The organism is Vibrio coralliilyticus (genome assembly GCF_024449095.1).
In the GTDB taxonomy this organism is placed as follows: Bacteria; Pseudomonadota; Gammaproteobacteria; order Enterobacterales; family Vibrionaceae; genus Vibrio; species Vibrio coralliilyticus_A.
The window spans coordinates 176,468-195,762 of the sequence record NZ_CP024627.1 but is presented as its reverse complement, the minus strand read 5'-3'; the positions used below and the strand labels follow the sequence as shown (position 1 = coordinate 195,762).

General features: G+C 38.3%; 17 protein-coding genes and 2 pseudogenes. 3 read left to right on the top strand and 16 right to left on the bottom strand.

The window, feature by feature from the left end:
- The first annotated feature begins 96 nt into the window (after positions 1–96).
- On the top strand, positions 97–1,437 hold the full coding sequence (pssA, locus tag CTT30_RS00910; RefSeq protein WP_252035785.1) for a CDP-diacylglycerol--serine O-phosphatidyltransferase: 1,341 nt from the start codon (positions 97–99) through the stop codon (positions 1,435–1,437).
- A gap of 47 nt (positions 1,438–1,484) precedes the next feature.
- A complete protein-coding gene (locus CTT30_RS00905) occupies positions 1,485–2,720 on the top strand; it encodes a sugar transferase (protein WP_252035783.1) in 1,236 nt (411 codons plus the stop codon).
- Between the two features lie 30 nt (positions 2,721–2,750).
- On the opposite strand, the pseudogene CTT30_RS00900 reads toward CTT30_RS00905, so the two are convergent.
- Positions 2,751–3,303: pseudogene (locus CTT30_RS00900) on the bottom strand (transposase); the annotation flags it as partial.
- Positions 3,261–3,413 (bottom strand): transposase domain-containing protein, encoded by a 153-nt coding sequence (locus CTT30_RS00895; RefSeq protein WP_252035782.1) that lies wholly within the window; start codon positions 3,411–3,413, stop codon positions 3,261–3,263. The gene CTT30_RS00895 and the pseudogene CTT30_RS00900, both read right to left, overlap by 43 nt.
- Before the next feature lie 211 nt (positions 3,414–3,624).
- On the opposite strand from CTT30_RS00895, the pseudogene CTT30_RS00890 reads away from it, so the two are divergent.
- Positions 3,625–4,802 (top strand): annotated as a pseudogene (locus tag CTT30_RS00890) (IS3 family transposase).
- Positions 4,803–5,457: 655 nt separating this feature from the next.
- Here CTT30_RS00890 and CTT30_RS00885 read toward each other — a convergent pair.
- From CTT30_RS00885 to CTT30_RS00820, 14 genes are all read right to left on the bottom strand, one after another.
- Positions 5,458–6,201 carry a glycosyltransferase family 2 protein gene (locus CTT30_RS00885; RefSeq protein ID WP_252035780.1) on the bottom strand — a complete coding sequence of 248 codons (744 nt, stop codon included), beginning with the start codon at positions 6,199–6,201 and terminating at the stop codon, positions 5,458–5,460.
- A 50-nt stretch (positions 6,202–6,251) separates the two neighbouring features.
- Complete coding sequence (locus CTT30_RS00880; RefSeq protein ID WP_252035779.1) at positions 6,252–7,526, bottom strand: hypothetical protein; 1,275 nt, start codon at positions 7,524–7,526, stop codon at positions 6,252–6,254.
- Positions 7,474–8,277 (bottom strand): glycosyltransferase, encoded by an 804-nt coding sequence (locus CTT30_RS00875; protein ID WP_252035777.1) that lies wholly within the window; start codon positions 8,275–8,277, stop codon positions 7,474–7,476. Before CTT30_RS00875 ends, CTT30_RS00880 begins: the two co-directional genes overlap by 53 nt.
- Complete coding sequence (locus CTT30_RS00870; RefSeq protein ID WP_252035776.1) at positions 8,264–9,004, bottom strand: O-antigen ligase family protein; 741 nt, start codon at positions 9,002–9,004, stop codon at positions 8,264–8,266. Before CTT30_RS00870 ends, CTT30_RS00875 begins: the two co-directional genes overlap by 14 nt.
- A gap of 531 nt (positions 9,005–9,535) precedes the next feature.
- A complete protein-coding gene (locus tag CTT30_RS00865) occupies positions 9,536–10,435 on the bottom strand; it encodes a glycosyltransferase family 52 (protein WP_252035775.1) in 900 nt (299 codons plus the stop codon).
- A 167-nt stretch (positions 10,436–10,602) separates the two neighbouring features.
- A complete protein-coding gene (locus CTT30_RS00860) occupies positions 10,603–11,541 on the bottom strand; it encodes a Gfo/Idh/MocA family oxidoreductase (protein WP_252035773.1) in 939 nt (312 codons plus the stop codon).
- A 15-nt stretch (positions 11,542–11,556) separates the two neighbouring features.
- Positions 11,557–12,519, bottom strand: coding sequence for a Gfo/Idh/MocA family oxidoreductase (locus CTT30_RS00855; RefSeq protein WP_252035772.1), 963 nt, complete (start codon positions 12,517–12,519; stop codon positions 11,557–11,559).
- A complete protein-coding gene (locus CTT30_RS00850) occupies positions 12,512–13,213 on the bottom strand; it encodes an acylneuraminate cytidylyltransferase family protein (RefSeq protein WP_252035771.1) in 702 nt (233 codons plus the stop codon). Before CTT30_RS00850 ends, CTT30_RS00855 begins: the two co-directional genes overlap by 8 nt.
- A 5-nt stretch (positions 13,214–13,218) precedes the next feature.
- A complete protein-coding gene (locus tag CTT30_RS00845; RefSeq protein WP_252035769.1) occupies positions 13,219–14,265 on the bottom strand; it encodes a nucleotidyltransferase family protein in 1,047 nt (348 codons plus the stop codon).
- Between the two features lie 72 nt (positions 14,266–14,337).
- Complete coding sequence (locus CTT30_RS00840) at positions 14,338–15,030, bottom strand: HAD family hydrolase (protein ID WP_252035767.1); 693 nt, start codon at positions 15,028–15,030, stop codon at positions 14,338–14,340.
- A gap of 1 nt (position 15,031) precedes the next feature.
- On the bottom strand, positions 15,032–15,979 hold the full coding sequence (locus tag CTT30_RS00835) for an ATP-grasp domain-containing protein (protein WP_252035764.1): 948 nt from the start codon (positions 15,977–15,979) through the stop codon (positions 15,032–15,034).
- 1 nt (position 15,980) lies between these two features.
- Entirely contained in the window at positions 15,981–17,000 is a 1,020-nt protein-coding gene (neuB, locus tag CTT30_RS00830; RefSeq protein WP_286037071.1) for an N-acetylneuraminate synthase, read from the bottom strand.
- Positions 16,987–18,144: a UDP-N-acetylglucosamine 2-epimerase gene (gene neuC, locus CTT30_RS00825; RefSeq protein ID WP_252035762.1), complete on the bottom strand. Its 1,158-nt coding sequence runs from the start codon at positions 18,142–18,144 to the stop codon at positions 16,987–16,989. Before neuC ends, neuB begins: the two co-directional genes overlap by 14 nt.
- Positions 18,141–19,289, bottom strand: coding sequence for a LegC family aminotransferase (locus tag CTT30_RS00820; protein WP_171375100.1), 1,149 nt, complete (start codon positions 19,287–19,289; stop codon positions 18,141–18,143). Before CTT30_RS00820 ends, neuC begins: the two co-directional genes overlap by 4 nt.
- Between the last annotated feature and the right edge of the window lie 6 nt (positions 19,290–19,295).

Genomic DNA, 19,295 nt, shown 5'->3' with positions numbered 1-19,295 from the left:
CCACTGCGATTGTCGAAGCAAGATCTGGCCGCTAGGAACTGCTAGCACATTTTGCTAATATCCATGTCCACGTTAAGTAAAGGTAACCCATCCAACATGATGACTAATAGGAATTTATTCGAACAACTTCCTACTTTGGCGCAAGATCCCGCTCAGTTTGAAACCCTTTATGCGGCTAAAGATTTTCGGATTCGCTTAATTGAAGCGATTCGTCAGGCAAGTAAACGAATCTACCTGGTTGCTCTTTACTTAGAAGATGATGAAGCGGGAAGAGAAGTCTTAACAGAGCTCTATGAAGCCAAGCAGCGTAACCCTGGCCTAGAAGTGAACGTCTGTGTTGACTGGCACCGTGCTCAACGTGGTTTGATTGGATCCGAACCGGGGGAAACCAATGCTTCCATGTATAAAAACTTTGCAGATAGATACCGGCATAAAATTCCAATCTATGGCGTACCTGTTCGAGGACGTGAAGTCTTTGGCGTCTTGCACTTAAAAGGCTTCATTATAGATGACTCAGTCATCTACAGTGGCGCGAGTCTTAACAACATCTATCTTAATTATAAAGAACGCTATCGTTTTGATCGCTATCACGTTATGAACAATAAAGCACTTGCAGACAGCATGAGCAGTTTTGTGCAAAAAGAGATGATCGAACATCCGGCAGTGAATGATTTAGCTTGCCCGAGTAAGCCTGATACCAAAGAGATAAAAGTACAGATTCGCCAGCTACGTGCCTCTCTAGCGAAGTCCACCTATCAATTTGAAACTCAGAGTGTCTCTCAAGAACAAGTCGCGATCACGCCAATCGTCGGGGTTGGGAAAAAGCGTAATAAACTTAATCAAGGCATCAATCAATTACTAGCAAAAGCGAAAGATGAAATTTTCATCTGCACGCCCTATTTTAACTTCCCACGCAGTGTTGCCAAAGAAGTCAGAAAGGCCCTAAAACGTGGGGTAAAAGTGACTATCGTCGTAGGTGATAAAACAGCCAATGATTTTTATATCTCGCCTGAGGAAGAGTTTAAAACGATTGGTGGCTTACCTTATCTCTATGAGCGTAACTTGCGCCAATTTGCTAAATCTAATGAAGCCAATATCGCAAGTCGTAAGCTTTCTATCCATTTATGGAAACACGAAGAGAATAGCTTCCACTTAAAAGGCATTTGGGTAGATAAGCGCTACATGCTAATTACGGGTAACAACCTAAACCCAAGAGCTTGGAGTCTAGATCTCGAAAACGCGCTCTTTATTCAAGACCACTTCCACCACCTCACTTCTCAATTTGAGAAAGAGGTGGAGAATATTCTTCAGCATACTCAGCTAATTTGTACTTATAGGCAGTTAGAAAAAGCGGAAGATTACCCCGAGGCTGTGCAGAAGCTAATACGTAAGATAACTCGCGTAAAAGCAGATCGAGTGTTGAAGCAAATTTTGTAAGCTTCAAATTAACGTGAATAACAGTAATAAAACAGAAAGCAATTACAGTGAAAAAACATATTTTATCCAACTCAGTGATTAGCCATGGCTTAGGCATAGCATTAATTTTTTGCTATCTAGTAGTATTATCCGGTGGCGAATTTTCAACTCTTCCAGAGGCGGTCAAGTACAGTATATTTAGCGTTTTAATTACGTATGCCGCTGCTGCGAGCACACTCCCGCAGATAAGTAAGTATTTATTAGTAGAGAGGAAATATTACATACTCCCCGTCCTGCTAACAATGTTTGCTATTTTAGCTGGCGTTATTGCATTAACTAGACTTGAGTACTCTCGTACAATTATAGTTCATGGTTTTACCATAAGTTTTGCGTGGTTATACACAAGCAGTTTGATGAGAAAAAACTATAAGAAGCTCAAACTTTCTGCTATCGATAACTTTGACCTAGCTATATTTAAGAACCATAAAAATATTGAAGTTATACCTTTACCCCTTGATAGAAATATTGCTTCTATTCAGTCTGGACTCATTGTCAACTTACACAAAAAACTTAGCGCGGAAGACTCAAAGTTCGTGGCTGATTGCAGTATAAATAACATCCCAGTGTTCCACTCGGAGAGCATCAGGGAAATGATTGAAGGTAAAGTTCAAACATGCCACCTTTCAGAAAACGCAATTGGTACTCTTAACCCAAACCCTATCTATTTCAACTTGAAACGCATATGGGAATCGCTGCTAATCATAGCCTCAGCTCCAATAACAATCCCCATCATGGCTTTAACCGTATTGCTTATAAAAATAGAGAGTCCCGGACCAGCTTTGTTCACCCAAGAAAGGGTTGGGCAAAAAGGCAAATCCTTTAAAATCTATAAGTTCAGAAGCATGACCGTGAAACAACCCCATGATACAGATAAGTTTGCGACCGAAGAGCAAGCAAGAATCACAAAGATAGGTAAGTTTATTAGGAAAGTGCGTATAGACGAATTACCTCAATTCTTTAACGTCTTAAAAGGTGAGATGTCACTGATCGGCCCAAGACCGGAACAAGAGAGCTTTGTAAATAAGTTTGAACAAGATATACCATTTTATGGCTATCGCCATATGGTGAAACCAGGGATTACAGGTTGGGCTCAAACTGTACAAGGTTATGCAGATGATACTGACTCTACAAGAGAAAAGTTAGCTCATGACCTTTATTATATAAAGCACTTATCTTTTTGGCTAGATATGAATATTGTATTAAAAACAATACGTACGATGCTTACTGGTTTCGGCGCACAATAATTATAAAGCTCCCCTTCAGTGCAACGTAGTTCACTTAAGCGGTGCTGCGTTGCGATTAACCGGTGCTGCGTTGCGATTAACCGGATAGCGGGTCTTTGATATTTTTACCGCCCTAGGCCGATTTGGCTTAGGACGCTTGTCTATAAAGAGGACAGATAAGTCACCACGTAAGCTCTTCAGGCGCTTAGGTGTATTCCCTGGTGTTATTGCTTTGCTCATTACTTGCAACTGACTGCTGGCTATGAACTGACAAGCGTATTTGAAGCTGATTTCATTCGGCGAACGACCGTGTTCAACAGCAGCTTGACTGGCCTCTCTTCTTACCAAATTGTACCCAAGTAACAGCCCCCCATAGTTCTTGGTCAACAAGGTCTACGGTCTTACTTCTCAGCACTAAAGCGTTGTTTTGCATTGAGCTTTTTATGTCTCTATAACCAAGCTCTATCTCCCACCTCTCATGGTATAGCTCAGATACCTGGTCGCGAGATAGCGAGGTAAACACGGTCTTGGCCTTCCCTTGTACCTCATAGGTGACGGCTCTTACTTTCCATGTTTCTGGAAGGTTAGGATTCTTCTTACGAGCATTCGTCTTGCAACTGGTTCGTTGCGGAAGAATGCCATTCCAACGATGAGCCAAAGGACAATGTCACCGGGTAATCGACGTCGACGAATCGTTGCTTTATCTGAGAGCACAGCGGCTTTGGCTATCCACTTATCGGGAATGTGTTCAGAAAAGTGGTGAGTTGGGCGACATCAACAGGTTTTCTTCAAGAAAGTCAGCAAAGAAGTTTTGAATAGACATAAAAATAGGAAACCAATAAACAGATTTCCTTGTAGTGGCATAGTGAATTTGGCCACCTGATTAGAGGTGTTAAGATGCACCTCGTACATAACAGGTGGAACTATGAAAAAACGTACGAGCAGAACTTTCAGCCCAGAATTCAAACTTGAAGCAGCGCAGCTTGTTGTTGACCAAGGGTACTCTGTTGACGAAGCAGCCAAGGCCATGAACGTCAGCAAGTCGGCCATGGATAAGTGGGTCAGGCAGCTCAAACAAGAGCGAAAAGGTATTTCGCCAAAGGCCTCCCCCCTTACGCCCGAACAGATTGAAATCCGAGAGCTTAAAAAGCGGATCGCAGAGCTTGAAGAGTACAATGAAATCATAAAAAAGGCTACAGCTCTGTTAATGTCGGACTCACTGAAAAATTCTCGATAATCGAGCGACTCAAACAGAGCTACCGCATCACTACGCTATGCAAGGTCTTCTGCATCCACTGAAGTAGTTACAAGTGTTGGAAGCGGCGATCAAGAGCCATTCCTGCATTAGAAGTTCAAACTCGAGCGCTTGTACAAGAGGCTCATAGTGCCAGTAATGGGTCCGCAGGAGCTCGGACGGTAGCAGGGATCGTAACTAATTTGGGCATTAACTTGAGTCGCTATCGAGCAACTAAGATCATGAAAAAGCTTGGATTAGTGAGTCGACAGCTACCGAAGCACAGATATAAGATGCAGCCTCTCGAGCATGTGGAGATCCCGAATCACCTTGAACGACAGTTCGCGGTTACGGCCCCAAACCAAGTGTGGGTTGGTGATGTGACTTATGTCTGGACTGGCAACCGCTGGGCTTATCTAGCCGTTGTGCTGGACTTGTTTGCTCGTAAACCAATTGGTTGGGCGATGTCTTTTTCGCCCGACAGCCAGCTGACAAGCAAAGCCTTAAAAATGGCTTATGAAAGCCGTGGCAAGCCTAAAGAAGTGATGTTCCATAGCGATCAAGGTACGCATTACACTAGCCGTAAATTCGGCCAGACTTTATGGCGTTATCAGATAAAACAAAGTCTGTCGCGTAGAGGTAATTGTTGGGATAACAGCCCCATGGAGCGCTTCTTCAGAAGCCTAAAAACAGAATGGGTGCCAGCTAGTGGCTATCGGAATTTAACAGAGGCCTGGAACAGCATTGTTGGCTACATCATAAGATATTACAGCCAAATCAGACCACATCAGTACAATGGCGGTCTCACACCAAATGAGTCGGAACGGCTCTACTGGCAAACTTACAAAACCGTGGCCAATTTTACTTGACCACTACACCTATTGTCTCTCATCAGAAGGATCGGTCAACCGAACCTTATCTGATCTACATTACCCCTTCAGTGGCACAATTAACTTGGCTACCTGATTAAAGACGTTAAGATACAACTGATAGAAAACAGGCTACACTATGACCCAATCTACCAGAAGAAGTTTAAATTCAATGTTCCTGAGTAAGGCTACCCGTGACCGGATCTCCAACGAAATTAAAATGTAAATCAGCAATCGATAAATGATATGAATAGATCTGCAAGGCATGCCCGATACGCCCGACTTTGCGACTGTAGAGAGCTTCTATAGCGTACAGATAATAGTGTCGATCTCTAGCTTTTGAAGGAAAGAGTGTCATACCATCCATCCCCCTTGCCGGTGGCTTCGACGGCATTCTACTCCAATGAAGGCGTCGGTTATGAAGTTATACTCGACACTGAGACGATATACTCACTTTTATCAAGCAGTATCGTCACGATTCCGATTCTATTCGGAATTCAACTCGCGAACTCGAGAAAATAACATTGCGTTCCCTGGTCGTCTGTGTAGCAGTTTTAATGCCTTCTTTTTACTGGGGTAAAGCAATATTCACCCCCCAAAAAATTGATTAAACTTTAACAAAGGTCTCAATTAAGTCAGAGGAGGAAAACTTCATCTAGACTTTTCGTACTAACCCTTTATATACGTAACAACCAAAATATCTAACTGATTTTGTAAACGATAGTTTTTCTACATCTCGATATATACGCCATTGATAGCTTAACACATTAAACTTATTTGAAGACAAAGATTTAACACCGACCCTATATCTAGCTAAAGGTCTATCAACAATACCCTTTGCAACAACTCCAGATTTTAATATTTTTAACCATAGAGCCATATCCTGCCGCTTAGCAATGTTTGGCATATAAACTTTACCGAGAAGGTCGACACTATATATAGCGGTAAGACAACCTATTTGATTGGATTTCAATATATCAAAATATGTTAGCTCTTTAGGCGGGACTCTTAAACCTAGAACTTTACCATTATGATCAAAAACCTCATAAGAGCAATAAGAAAGAGCTACCTGGTTATCCAACATGAACTTTATTTGTCTTTCTAATTTCTCTGAATGCCAAATATCATCCGCGTCTAGGAATGCTATAAAACTACCTTTTGCTTCTGAAATACCTCGATTACGTGTTACCGCGGCACCGCCATTCCAAGAACGTTTGATATATTTAATCTTGGGGTCACTTTTAATTTGACGCTCAAGTTCGCTCGAGTGATTCAAAAATGAGCAATCATCGATTATAATATGCTCATAGTTTTGATACGTTTGCTTTCTGACACTTTTAATTGTTTCTAAAAGCTCAGAACCAGGATTAAAGCAAGGCGTTATAATTGAGACTAGCATAATATTAATGACTAACCATAATTTTAAAAAATAATATATTCATAAAAAAATCAGAGTTTTACAATAACTTGTGACCGCCGCTTGCCATGGGGAGAATCAATAGTTACGAATCGACCACACTCCGAGTATCGAGGATGAAAGTCAACTCGGTCGACTCCCCTATATTTAAAACGACTATAAACATCAAAAATAACAGTAGCAGTCAAATTTTCAGAATCACATTCATATAAAGACTGACGTCTAGATCTATCCGGGTAGCAATCAGTGATAAATTTACTTGAAAAACCGTTCTGCGTAAATGTCGAAGGGTGACCATCTCGCGCCAAAGCTTCAATATCTAATCTAATGAATTTCATTGTATCAACATTAAACACATAGTACCCATCGAGGCTATTTACAGAACAATAAGCTAATATCTCACTATCATTCAACCAGCATAAATGAGACACCATACCAGATGTGTTTAGCATTTTAACTTTACCTGTTTTCAAGTCTACGACTAGCAGTACTGACGTATTGTAATTCTTATTATTTGAACGATATAGGAAATAACAATACTCATCATTGGGACTAAATGATGAATGAGAGAAATATTCAAAGCCATGGCTTGACAAGTCAACAAAGTTTCTTGCATCAGATAAATCGAATTCAAAGATTTTTTTATTGCTCTCCAAGCAAAAAATGAAGAAGCTTGTATTTAATTCATCAGTGCAATCCCCATTGTCATAACCATAACCATAACCATAACCAGGCATACCTCGTTCAAATCTTTTAAAGCAAATAGATGTTAAATATTTTCTATTATTAGAGAGGGAATAAAAATGAAATGGTAGCTCTAACGATATATTCCCTGACATATCGAGGATTTGCGTTATAGGATTGCCATTAGACGACAGATTATTAAAAATCACTTTCTCCGAAGAAAACCAAGTGAGCATTGAACCTTGTTGGTAATTACAGCAAGTCGTAGACGCTAAAAAATTATACTTTTTCCCTTCATCTGAAACATCATAATAGCCAATTTTAGCCTCACCTTTACCATTAATAAATGGAGCAACTTCCTTGTGAGCCAACAAAAAACCAGATTTATTAAGGGAAATACGATCATGAAAACCAAAAAAAGAATCTTCATATACCTCATAAGTTTTACCAGATATAATTCTTGGTTTTATAAAACCTCCAACTGAAAATATAAATTGATATATATATAATACAGCGTTTTTCATTCTTCTATTTTTCTTAAGGTAGTCATATACTTTACTTTCTATTTTATTAATCACAAACTGCACTCCGAATATAATCAACCAATTTATTTCTTGGAACATTTAGCATCTTCTTTATAATAAAAAAAGCGAATAATGCACTACCAAGAAAATCTCCATATATATGTATAAACATATACTTCCTAGCTAAAACATTCCAGTGAGAGTAAAAGTCATGCCCACTATTTTCCTTTGGGTGGTAAGTTATAACGTGTGGTAAATACATTCCAACAGCGCCTTTACTTAGGAGGTCTGAGGCAAATATTGGCTGCTCGCATGCGGGATATAAAGATCCAAGTCCAAACATTTCATCAAATCGAACAGAATGTTTCTTGATAAATGACATATCATAGCAGTTTTCAATAGAAGACAATCTCAAGATAGTTCGTTTTGTATGGTAATAAGGTTTATCTTTATAATCTTTGAATAGCCCACCCATTTTATCGCCAATAATAAAAGAAAAGAAATGGGCATTTGAGTTGTTTTTTATTTCATTAGTAACAATTTGATATAGGTTATCGTTGTACGAATTATCATCATCACTAAATATTATGAAATCTGTTTTACATTTACTTAAAGCTATATTGCGACTAAGAGACAGTCCTTTTGTCCGGGAGATGATAATCTCGGCATTATTATGCGCTTTGACTTTCTTATATACCGATGAATACTCATCTTCTGTTGAGTCTAGTACTTGATGGATGACCAAATAGTTCATATTGTCATGTTGAGGATAAGAGTTCTCTAGAATCTTATGTATTCCTTGCCCCATGGTCGATATTGCAACAGTGATAGTATGCTTATTGTTCTTCAAAAAAATTCATCCTCGATAATAAAAATGAAAGAAATACCAGTGTAAAAATGAATCCCTCATGACTTATTGCAGACAGGGATAATATCATACCCAGACTAAAAACAAGCCAAGAAAAAAGAACTGATTTCCGTTTTAGACTCATATTAACATTTAATATTTTAACGAAAAATAAAGATAATGAAATAGAGAATAATGTGAAGCCAAATATTCCTGACTCAACCAATATATCTAGATAAGTATTATGTGTATGATGTGCGTCATTAAATAATGCCATATTCCATTTAGCAAAACTATAAACACCAACACCAAAATAAGGATTGTCGATAATAATATCAATAGCATTTGACCAAATATCAAAACGGCCGCTGGCACGGTGCACATCACTAAGCCTTCTTTCAATTAATTCTTGTAAAGAGAAAATTTCAACAGAGAAGTAAATAATTAGAGTAAACAAAAAAACAAAAATTAAAGTTCTATAGCTAAAAGTGAAGTTTTTAATAAAAGACATACTATTAAATAAAATCAAAAATAGCAGAACAACTACCAACACCGCTATTGCGGCTCGTGACCATGTCATGAATAATAGTAGTGAAAAGAACAAAACTACTATATCGAATTTACCTCTATTTAAAAATAACCGCAAAAACAATGGTGCCGAAATAAATAAAGAGACCATATTAGGATCCGGAGCATATGCTACTAACCTAGGCATCCCTTTATTAACCATAAATACACCTAAAATACTACCTTCGTAACTAGTATAAGAATTTCCATATGCGAACAAAGTTATTATATAGATCACGAAAGCTATAGAAAATATTACCAAGTTAAACTTAATAAAAAATGTAACTAGATCATATAATCCGTATTGAGATGTATAACTATTTAAGCATGCATAAATAACTGAGAAACAAAACAAATTGATAATCATTAAGAAAACCATTCTTGAGCTTGACTCAACATATTCAGACCAAAGGCTCGTCATGCAAAAATAAAAAATAAAAAACAAAAAAGCACTCATTTCAATAGACAAAGCTGGTAACTTTAAATACTTGAAATATAGAAAAAAAACCACCAAACTTGCCAACATATACGGTTTTAAACTAAAACCCACATCAATACCATAGTTCATAAATGGTAATAATAGGCAAGGGGATAATAGTAAAATCTTATTAAGTAATTTCATAATTGAGAGTAATAGAGATCATTAAGGGGGTACCTATACTAAATTCAGGCGCTATGAGTAAAACCTAAAATATTAGTAGTTAGAGTCATAGCTATCAAAAAATGGAATTTCACCTAGTTTTCCCTTCAAAGCTGGATGAATTCCAGTTCCTAATACAATTAGCCTAGCAGAACCAACATCTGAGCTATACACTGACGCAGATGAAACCGTACATATCACACTAAACTTTAATGCTAAAAATAACGATTCAGATAAAATATGCGGCTTTAACACATTCACGTTTTCCGATTCATCAAAATATTCTTGATACATGGTTGTTTCTCTAGGGTGTGGTTTAATTATTACATTTTTCAACCTATACTTTGAAATTACCCCTTTATATAAGTTTACTTTCTCCAACTCAGTTATCGCGCCTTCTTCCGATAAGGGTTGCGTAATAATCAATGAATACAGTTTTTGGCTTTGTAAGTCAGGTGAAAATACCCCATTCCCTAAAGTAGTTAACGACTTTAAAAACAACTGTTTATCTATCCAGTTTACCTTTGCCTTAAAGCTTTTTGGAAGAGGTAATAATCCTGTCAAGTATATTTCGTCATGTTTACTGTTATATCCTTTTGAGTGTGCTCTTTTGAAAATAACCTTCTTCAAAAACTCCTTACAAACTCCTTGTTTTTTTGGTTCAAAATAGTTTGACAAGCCGTCTTCAACTAATGTTATCTTATGATCTTTAAATAATCTCGACACTACTAAGTGATCATGTCCATAAATACTATCGATAGTACTCAATAATCCCCATAACTCATCAAACCTTTTCCTTTTTATGCCAAGCAAAAAAAACAGGGCATCGGAGATGCCCAAAAAACCCACTTGTTTTTTATCAAAAACAATAACATTTTCCAAACTATTTAACACTTCAGTGTATGATATATTATCTCCAATTAAAAAAATTGTATCCGATACGTCATCATTCATAATGTGTCTATATAACGCAATCGAATACAAAGATTCTGAGATCATTAACTTATTATATATCTTGGTTATCTTTTTAAATTTAATGACACTCATTACTTTTGACACCTATTTCAATTGATTCCAACCAAAACCACATTAGCTATTGCTAAAACTAAGCAGGTTGCAGTTTATAGATAGCCAGCCATTTTTTCATAAGTCGAAAACAAAAGCACTTGCTCTTCGATTTTACATAAAAACTTGTCGTCACCTGATAAGAATGATTCAACTTGTTTATAAAGACCAGGCTTAAACTGTAAATCCAAAGAGTTGTCAATATCTATATCCACAATAGGAATCGTTCCTCTTCTCTGCACTTGAAGTGTTTCTATTGGACGGAGAATATAACGATTTTCTTTAGTCAATACTTCAACGGACCAACGGCCTGCCGACTCCCAATTTGCCGCATAATTGAATAATGCACCTGAGTCGCTAATGCCTGCGCCAGAAAAGACAGAAGCTGCAGGATGCCATGCCAATTTACCTTGAACAAAACTGGCTAGCTCTTTTGGCCTGCCTCCTAAATAAAATGCTAAATCTGCTACATGAGTTGAGTTAGCTAAAAACCATTTTTTTAAGGCACTTTCAGGTTTGTCAATTTTTTCAATAACATGCGCCCATTCTGTCAGTTCAAAATTAAACGAGGTGACACCTCCCTCTTCTTTGATCTTATTTTCCAAAGCTAGAACTGAAGAAAAGAACCTTCTATTGTAAGCAATATATACTTTACACGCGTTAGTCTGGCTGCGCTGATGAAGAGTATCTACTTCAATCTGACTCATCCCACCAGGCTTTTCAACCAAAATTTTTTTTACACCAGCTTCAATAAGTGCCAAGGTTGTTTCATACAACTGAGCAACACCAACACTAACTATTGCTGCTTTAGGTAACTCAGGAGCTGAATCCAGAAAGCTCTCAAGTCCCCCTTGAATCACTTCTTTACCCGTTTGCGCTGTAAAGTCAGTAGCTGAACGTTTTCCTCTACCAATCACTAAGTAATCGTGTTGTTGCGATTCTAAAACTTTAGCGTAATCTATGGACATAAGGCCGGAGCCAACTAGCCAAATCATTATTTCTCCAAATATTTAGGTAATAGGACAAGCGTCCAATTCTTTTTCAAGAACTGCTGACATATGCATCAACTGAGATTTAATAAAAGGGATATGAAGAGCACATGACTGTGAAAATGGTGTTAATCCGCAAGTATTCGATAACACTAAGTCATCAATATTCCCGCCAGTTAACTCGCTTTGAAGTAACGGGATATATGCTTTCTCAGTCTGAACTCCACCAACACTCTGTGTCCAATTGCCATCAGACTCATTAATGATATATTTATCAACACCATTTTCAATAGATAAACTCAAGTTTAACTCATCACCGCGATTACATTCTAACACCAGCGAATGCTCTTCTGAAATAAATTTCATTTTCCCTGTTGTCTCATAGAATCCCACACGTTTACTTTCAATTAACTCTGGGCTTAGTTCTGATTCAGTTAAATTTAATGATGTACTGTCAATCAAATAAGAAAAAATATCAATAAAGTGAATACTATTACATGACATACCCCAAGCATTGCCTTTAACCGCCATGCTAATTGGCTTAGATGTATTTAATGCTTCTTTTAATTCTACATATGTTGAAAATAGTCGCCTAGGGCAATTAACCCATCCAGTAGTATTGGTATCTTTTAAAATTTTTCTGACTTCCGTATAATCTACTAGCTTTTGAAATAATACCTTTTCAAAAATAATATGTTCGACCCTACTGAAAGCCAAAAGCTGCTTTGTTACAGCAGCACGAACTTTCGCAGCTGTAGCTATAATACAAACATCATATGATTTATTTTTTGGGATGTCCGAGGAGTAAATAATTGTCGAATTAGCATTCCCAAACTGAACTTGGCCTGCTCTTTCTTTAGCAACATCCAATGATTTCGGTGAAGGATCAACAACCGTGATATTTAATTGATTAACACTCAACAGCGCACCCTGTAAGTGCCGGCTTCCTAATTGGCCAGCTCCAATAATTAAAACATTATACATTTTTTTCCTTATATTTTAGAATTGCTTCGGCTACTAGAAAGTCTAGTTCATGATCAATATCTACAGAACATTCGTTGTCCATTTTATAAGCATAAATATTTGATGATAATAACATGGTACTCTCTTCATAAAACCTTTTGACATTTGATAAATAAATAGCGCCATTCAGCCTATAAAAAGAGGGAAGATCCTGACTACGAGTATTTTTTATATCATCCGTTATGAACTGGTCCATAGATAAATCATCAGGTAACGTATTGGTCCATAGTGGAGAATGCTCACTTTTACATACGGATACGACTGCATCTGCCTCTTTCAATTGTAATAATTTTATAGCCTCGGTAACGTGTTCAGCATTGCGAATTGGAGAGGTCGGCTGTAGCAATAGAACATAATCAAAGTATTCACCTTGTCTTTCGTAAAATTTAAGGGCATGTTTGACCACATCCGTGCTTGAGCTAGTATCACTAGCTAGCTCTTTTGGGCGCATAAATGGTACTTCACCACCAGATTGTGACGCAATTTTTGCAATCTCAGGAGAGTCTGTAGAGACTATAACGCGGCTGATTTCTTCGATGTCAGATGCCGACTCAATTGCCCACTGAATCAAAGGCTTACCATGTAAGCATTTTATATTTTTTCCTGGTAGGCGTTTGCTTCCACCTCGCGCAGGTACAATCGCTAGTATTTTCATTCGTATTATAGACCTAATGTCAAAATATCAACTTGTGCACGTTTGAAGTCATCCATGCGTCCGATATCCAACCAATATTCGTGGAAAGGGAAGACATGAGCATCATTGCCAATATGCGATTCAAACAAGGTCGGCATATCCAGGTACTCTTCTTTTTTAACCTTTGAAATCAATGACTTGTTAATGACGTAGATACCCGCATTTACATGAAAGCGATACGTTGGTTTCTCAACAATGTTGGTGATTTTAAAATCATGTTCTTCAACAACCCCAAAAGGAACCTGATATTCAAATTCCCGTACACACATAGTAGCGTTAGATTGTTTACTATTATGAAAGGCAAGTACGTCCTCGAAATTGATCTTTGTCAACACGTCTCCATTCATCACTATCACAGGTAGATCTGGTAAATCCTCTGGCAATAGTCCAAGAGCTCCCCCCGTACCCAACGGTGTATCCTCATGAATATACTGAATGTTCACCCCCCATCGAGAACCATCACCAATGGTATTTTGAATCATCTCGGGTAAGTAATGGGTAGAGATATAAAAGTTGCTGAAACCATATCGGATAAAGCTCAGAATCACAGTTTCTAAGATTGGTCGATCACCTACCTTCAGCAACGGCTTAGGACAATTGTCTGTCAAAGGTTTAAGGCGTGTACCAAACCCACCCGCCATCAAAAAAACAGGATTATCATATTGCGGCTTATGCAATATGCCATGCAGAGTTTCTAATCCGATCACTACTTGGTTATCAAGTACTGGTATCGCATGAAGTTCCTTTTTTTCCATTAGCAATAAGATACTCTCACGAGTCATACTGACGTCAGCAGTGGTTGGATTGGAATTCATCACCGTCACCACTTCGTCTTCTAATGAAGAATCTTTTAAAATAGCCCGGCGAATATCACCATCACTAACAGTACCGAGCAACTTATTATCTTGATCAACCACTAATGCAAGTTTAAGGGCTTGTTGATCAATGGTTTTCAATACTGATCTTATAGTCTCTGCCGAAGAGACCAATATTTCTTTCCAATTATGACTCATATAACTTTATTTCTATTGTAGAAAGATAAAAAACTCAAAGGTGCTCTGATAAATTTATAGATTAATAGTAATTTATTTTCCATCGTTGAATATCTGGTGTAGTAATAAATATAACTCATCATAAGACTCACAATAATGATGAGCAGCTTCACCAACTTGCGACTCATAAATTAAATTGTCATTCTCTGACTTATTAGATAAATGAATTGAATGCATCCCAGAATGGTTTGGGTATACGAAGTCCTTCTTGATGTTATCACCAATATAAACGCTATCTTGATGATGAACCTTCAACTTGCTCAATACGTATTCAAAGGGCTCTGAACTAGGTTTTTTGACATTATCCCCCAACTCAGAGGAACACAGTATCAAATCAAAGTCTGAGGCAATACCTAAAGCATTGACCTTAGATTTTTGTATATCAAGAGGCCCATCCGTGATGATAGCAAGCTGAAACTTTTCTTTTAGCTTTTCAATATACTCGTTAAAGCCTTTATAAGGTGTTAACTCGGGCTTAAAGCTTCGGTAAGTCTGAACTAATACGTTAAAAATATAGTCTTCAGAACAAGCTATTCCAGCATTCTCGAGCGCTAAACAAAAAAGGTTCTGGTAGTTTTTTTTCTTAAACTGCTCTTCGATATATGGATAGATATCTACAGAGTAATCTTCAAGAAATCTATCAGCAGCAGCCCTATAACATGCTAAATTGTATTGCTGCTCTGGATAAATAGTATCGTCCAAGTCAAAAATTACGAGTTTTTTCATCTCAACCTTCAGAGAATACTGACATATCATATCTCATCATAGTCAGGTTTCTTTTCAAACCAGAAAACCAATCATGATCCTGACTTAAAATGTGATATGGGCTATTCAATCCAGCCTCAATGGACAGAATTGAACCACCCCCAAATCTAGCATTGATCTCAATAAAGTACGGACGAGAAGTAGTCTCATCCACAATCGCTTGTAAAGTCACAGGCCCAAAGAAACCACCTGAAGATAATACCTTTTTAGCTTGCTTCTCTAATTCTGGTAGCTCAACTGTTTTACTTACGGTTACTTCCCCACCTCGGACTCTCAGTCTTTCTCTTGGGGAAACTACCGTTTCGCCATTAATATCAACAAAGCAATCTAGAGTGTACTCTTTCCCCGAAACGTACTCTTGAAAAATAGGATCATGCTCTCCAAATTCAATTAAATAGCTTTCTAAATCGGAGGCATCAACCAGTAGTTTAGCGCCAAAGGAACCACTTCCTTTTACTGGTTTCGCAAAGGTGGGGAAGTTTATAGATGCTTGGTCATATAACTGCGGTGTGGATACTCCAATTTGATTGAAAAACTGTGCAGTTTTTCGCTTATCTGATGACGCATCAATGATATTTACATCTGAAAGCAGGAGTTCCACATTCTTGCTGTTTACAGTCGACAAAGCGCCCCTGTGCTGCGAAAAAAACTCTAAATCAGGGTCAATCGTGCAAACCACAATGTCCACACTATTTGTTTCTATAATTTCAAGAAAACGCTCAAGTGTGTTTAAATTTCGCTCTTTCGGGAGGAGATAAGTCTTATCACAAAATGACAGCGCAGGTGCGTTTGTTGTGATATCGGTACCAATAATAGTAAGGTCAATATCATTTTCTTTAGCTGCCATTTGAAAACGTTGAATCAACTCAACTCGACGCCCTGCATTTGGAAAAAGTACTGTCTTTTTCATATTATTTCTCAATCAAGTCGTCTTCGATATAGTCTCGTTCAGCGACAGTCCCAATTACCTCATCCCAAAGCATTGGACTTAGTCCCGTAGCTGGACGCTTGGTGGTAATATTATCAACTGTAAGCAACTCACCTTTTTTTATCTCACAGCTAGCTACAATCGAGCGACGCGCTATCTCAATGTTTTTCTTCTCACTTTCAGAAGGGATCTTTTCACCAGAGCCACCAATAGCCGCTTGAATATTTCTAATTGATTGAACCATCAGCGCTAACTCGTCTGGCTCAATGCTCGCAACATGATCTGGTCCCGGTAAAGTACGATCTAAAGTAAAGTGTTTCTCAATACATGTAGCTCCTAATGCAACAGCAGCAATTGGAACCTCAATCCCTTTTGTATGATCTGAGTACCCAACAGCAACATCCAACTCATCTTTGATTTGAGTCATGGCCTTAAGGTTCACATCCCCCATAGGTGTTGGGTATTCTGTATTACAGTGGAGAACTGTGATGTTTGCTTTATCTACACCACCTTTCACCAACACATTTACGGCTTCTGTAACCTCTGCCATATCTGCCATACCAGTAGATAAGATAATCTTAATACCTTCTTCACAGTGCATACGTAGATACGGCAAATTGTTTACTTCGCCTGATGGGATTTTATAGGTATCTACACCTAAAGTCTTAAGCACCTCAAAAGATGGGTGATCAAAAGCAGTCGCAAGAAACGTAATCCCAAGATCATCACAATAAGCTTTTAATCCCGCGTAATCTGATAGATCTAGATGCAGCTTTTTACACATTTCTAGTTGGCTTTCATCACTACCGGTATTTACTTCTTGGTAGTCTGCTTTACCGGCCCATTTTGTCATCACTAATTCGGGAATAGCGATTTGAAATTTAACTGCATCAACACCAGAATCCTTAGCAACTTCGATCATTTGTTTTGCCATTTGGTAGTCTGCATTATGGTTAACGCCTGCCTCTGCAATAATGTAGACATGACTATTATTTTGCATCATAGAATTCCTTCTTGATAAGCCCTTTAAGTTTGATACTTTTAAGGATATTTACAATTTTCTCTGCACTATCACCCTCACCATAAGGGTTTTTAACTTCTTGGCATTTATGTTTAAACTCATCACTAAGAGCTAGCTTAAGTGCACGCTGTATGTCATCAGACTCATATCCGACATTTATCACAGAGTAAGCACGTATGCGCCCCTGTTGTCGACTTCCAATGTCAATGGTCGGTATTCCATAAGAAGGGACTTCTGTTATTCCACTCGAAGAGTTTCCTACAACAGCATCAACATACCTTAATAATGAGTGATAACGACGCATACCCAATGATTCGCGAACACAGATTGAATATGGGCTTTCTGACTTAACTTTTAAAATACTTTCGATTATCGTATCGCCCCCCGCATCATGGTTTGGGTACGTGATTATGATTCCCACATCCTTTAGGTTTGATAAAGCATCAAAGAAAATATCGTTTAAAACTCGTTGATCACCATATGTTGTTTCTGGGTGAAGAGTGACTAGAATGTTTCTCTCAAATTTATCCAAATCAAAATCTAAGAAAGATTCTAACTCAGCTTTGGATACTGGTAACACTTTTTTAACGTTGTCGATACATAAATTTCCGACGTTAAATACCTTATCAGGCTGTTCACCAAGTTGTATTACTCGCTCTCTATACTCTTCCGTTGTTGGAAAATGAATATGAGATAGTTTTGTAATGCTATGTCGAATAGAGTCGTCCAACGCACCTGAAGTTACGTCTCCTCCTGAAATATGAGCTACTGGGATTTTCAGTAGAAATGCAGCCATGGCTACCGATAAAATCTCATAACGGTCACCTAGCAGGATGACAAGATCCGGGTGCAATTTATCAAGCTCAAACGCAAACTTTTCTACAGTTTCAGCCGCAGATTTTGCAACGCCAATTTCAGTCGTATCTGAAGTATCAATATCAATAACGGCAAGGTCTTTGAAACCTTCAGATTTAATTTCTTGCAGTGTGCCTCCTCGAACAGTGTCTGTATGACTGCCCGTAGCTAAAATGGTAACGCTAAAAAAAGGGTCTGCTTCTAACTTATGAATAAGTGGTAATAGGATCCCGAAATCCGCTCGTGTGCTAGTTACTATTGCAACTCTCATGACATCTCCGTAGGAGTACTAGGTAAATTCACCAAGCGTGCTTCGATAAACTCAGAGTGAGTTAAATCACTACGTATTGCATTTTCAAACATAGGTAATCTATGCATAAGTTGCCAAATTGGTCGAGTCATAACACCCAAACTATTCGTAGTAGCAATAATCTCTTCGCGGCTCTCTTTATCTGGACAAATGATCGCATTTAACCAATAGTTTGACTGCGCATATTCAGGTTCAGTGACAAACTTGATGTCTGAACCTTTAAAAAAGTTATTGTAACCTTCGGCGAGCACTCTCTTTTGTTTTAGGTACTGCTCGATAACTTCCATCTGAGCACACCCTAGAGCCGCATTCAGGTTTGGCATACGATAGTTGAAACCAGGTTCATCATGGAAGAACTCATACGGATGAGGAACTTTTGCTGTCGTAGTAACATGCTTAGTATGCGCGCCTAATTCTTGAGTCTTACATAACACCATGCCACCACCGCCTGTGGTGATGATCTTATTGCCATTGAAGCTGACAGCACCAAAATCACCAATAGTACCGGTGTGTTTGCCCTTATAGAGCGATCCTAGACTTTCTGCTGCATCTTCAACCAACGTGATGTTCCATTTCAAGCAAACGGCAACCAGTTCATCAAGCTCTACAGGGTGACCAAACGTGTGCATTGGTACAACGGCTTTGATTCTTCTACCTGTTTTTTTATGGATACACCCCGCGTCTGTGACTTCAGCATTCTCTTCTAAAAATGCATCTACAGCCTTCGGACACAACCCTAAACTCACTGGAGATACATCCAGAAAAATAGGCTCAGCCCCCATATGATAAAGAGCGTTGCAGGTTGCAACAAAAGTCAAAGCTTGTGTGACGACCAAGTCGCCTCTTTGAACATCAGCCATGTACAATGCAGCATGCAATGCTGCTGTACCGTTCACTGTCGCTACAGCTTTAGCCGTACCAGTGTAAGCTTCAATTTTTCTCTCAAAATCATCAACAAACTTACCGACGCTAGAAACAAATGTACTTTCAATCGTTTCCATTACGTACGCTTTTTCGTTGCCATCGAACGTTGGTGCATGTAAGGGAATAAATTCGTCTGTTTTGTAAGTATCTCTCACAAATTCAACAATAGTTGTCGCTTTCATTGAATG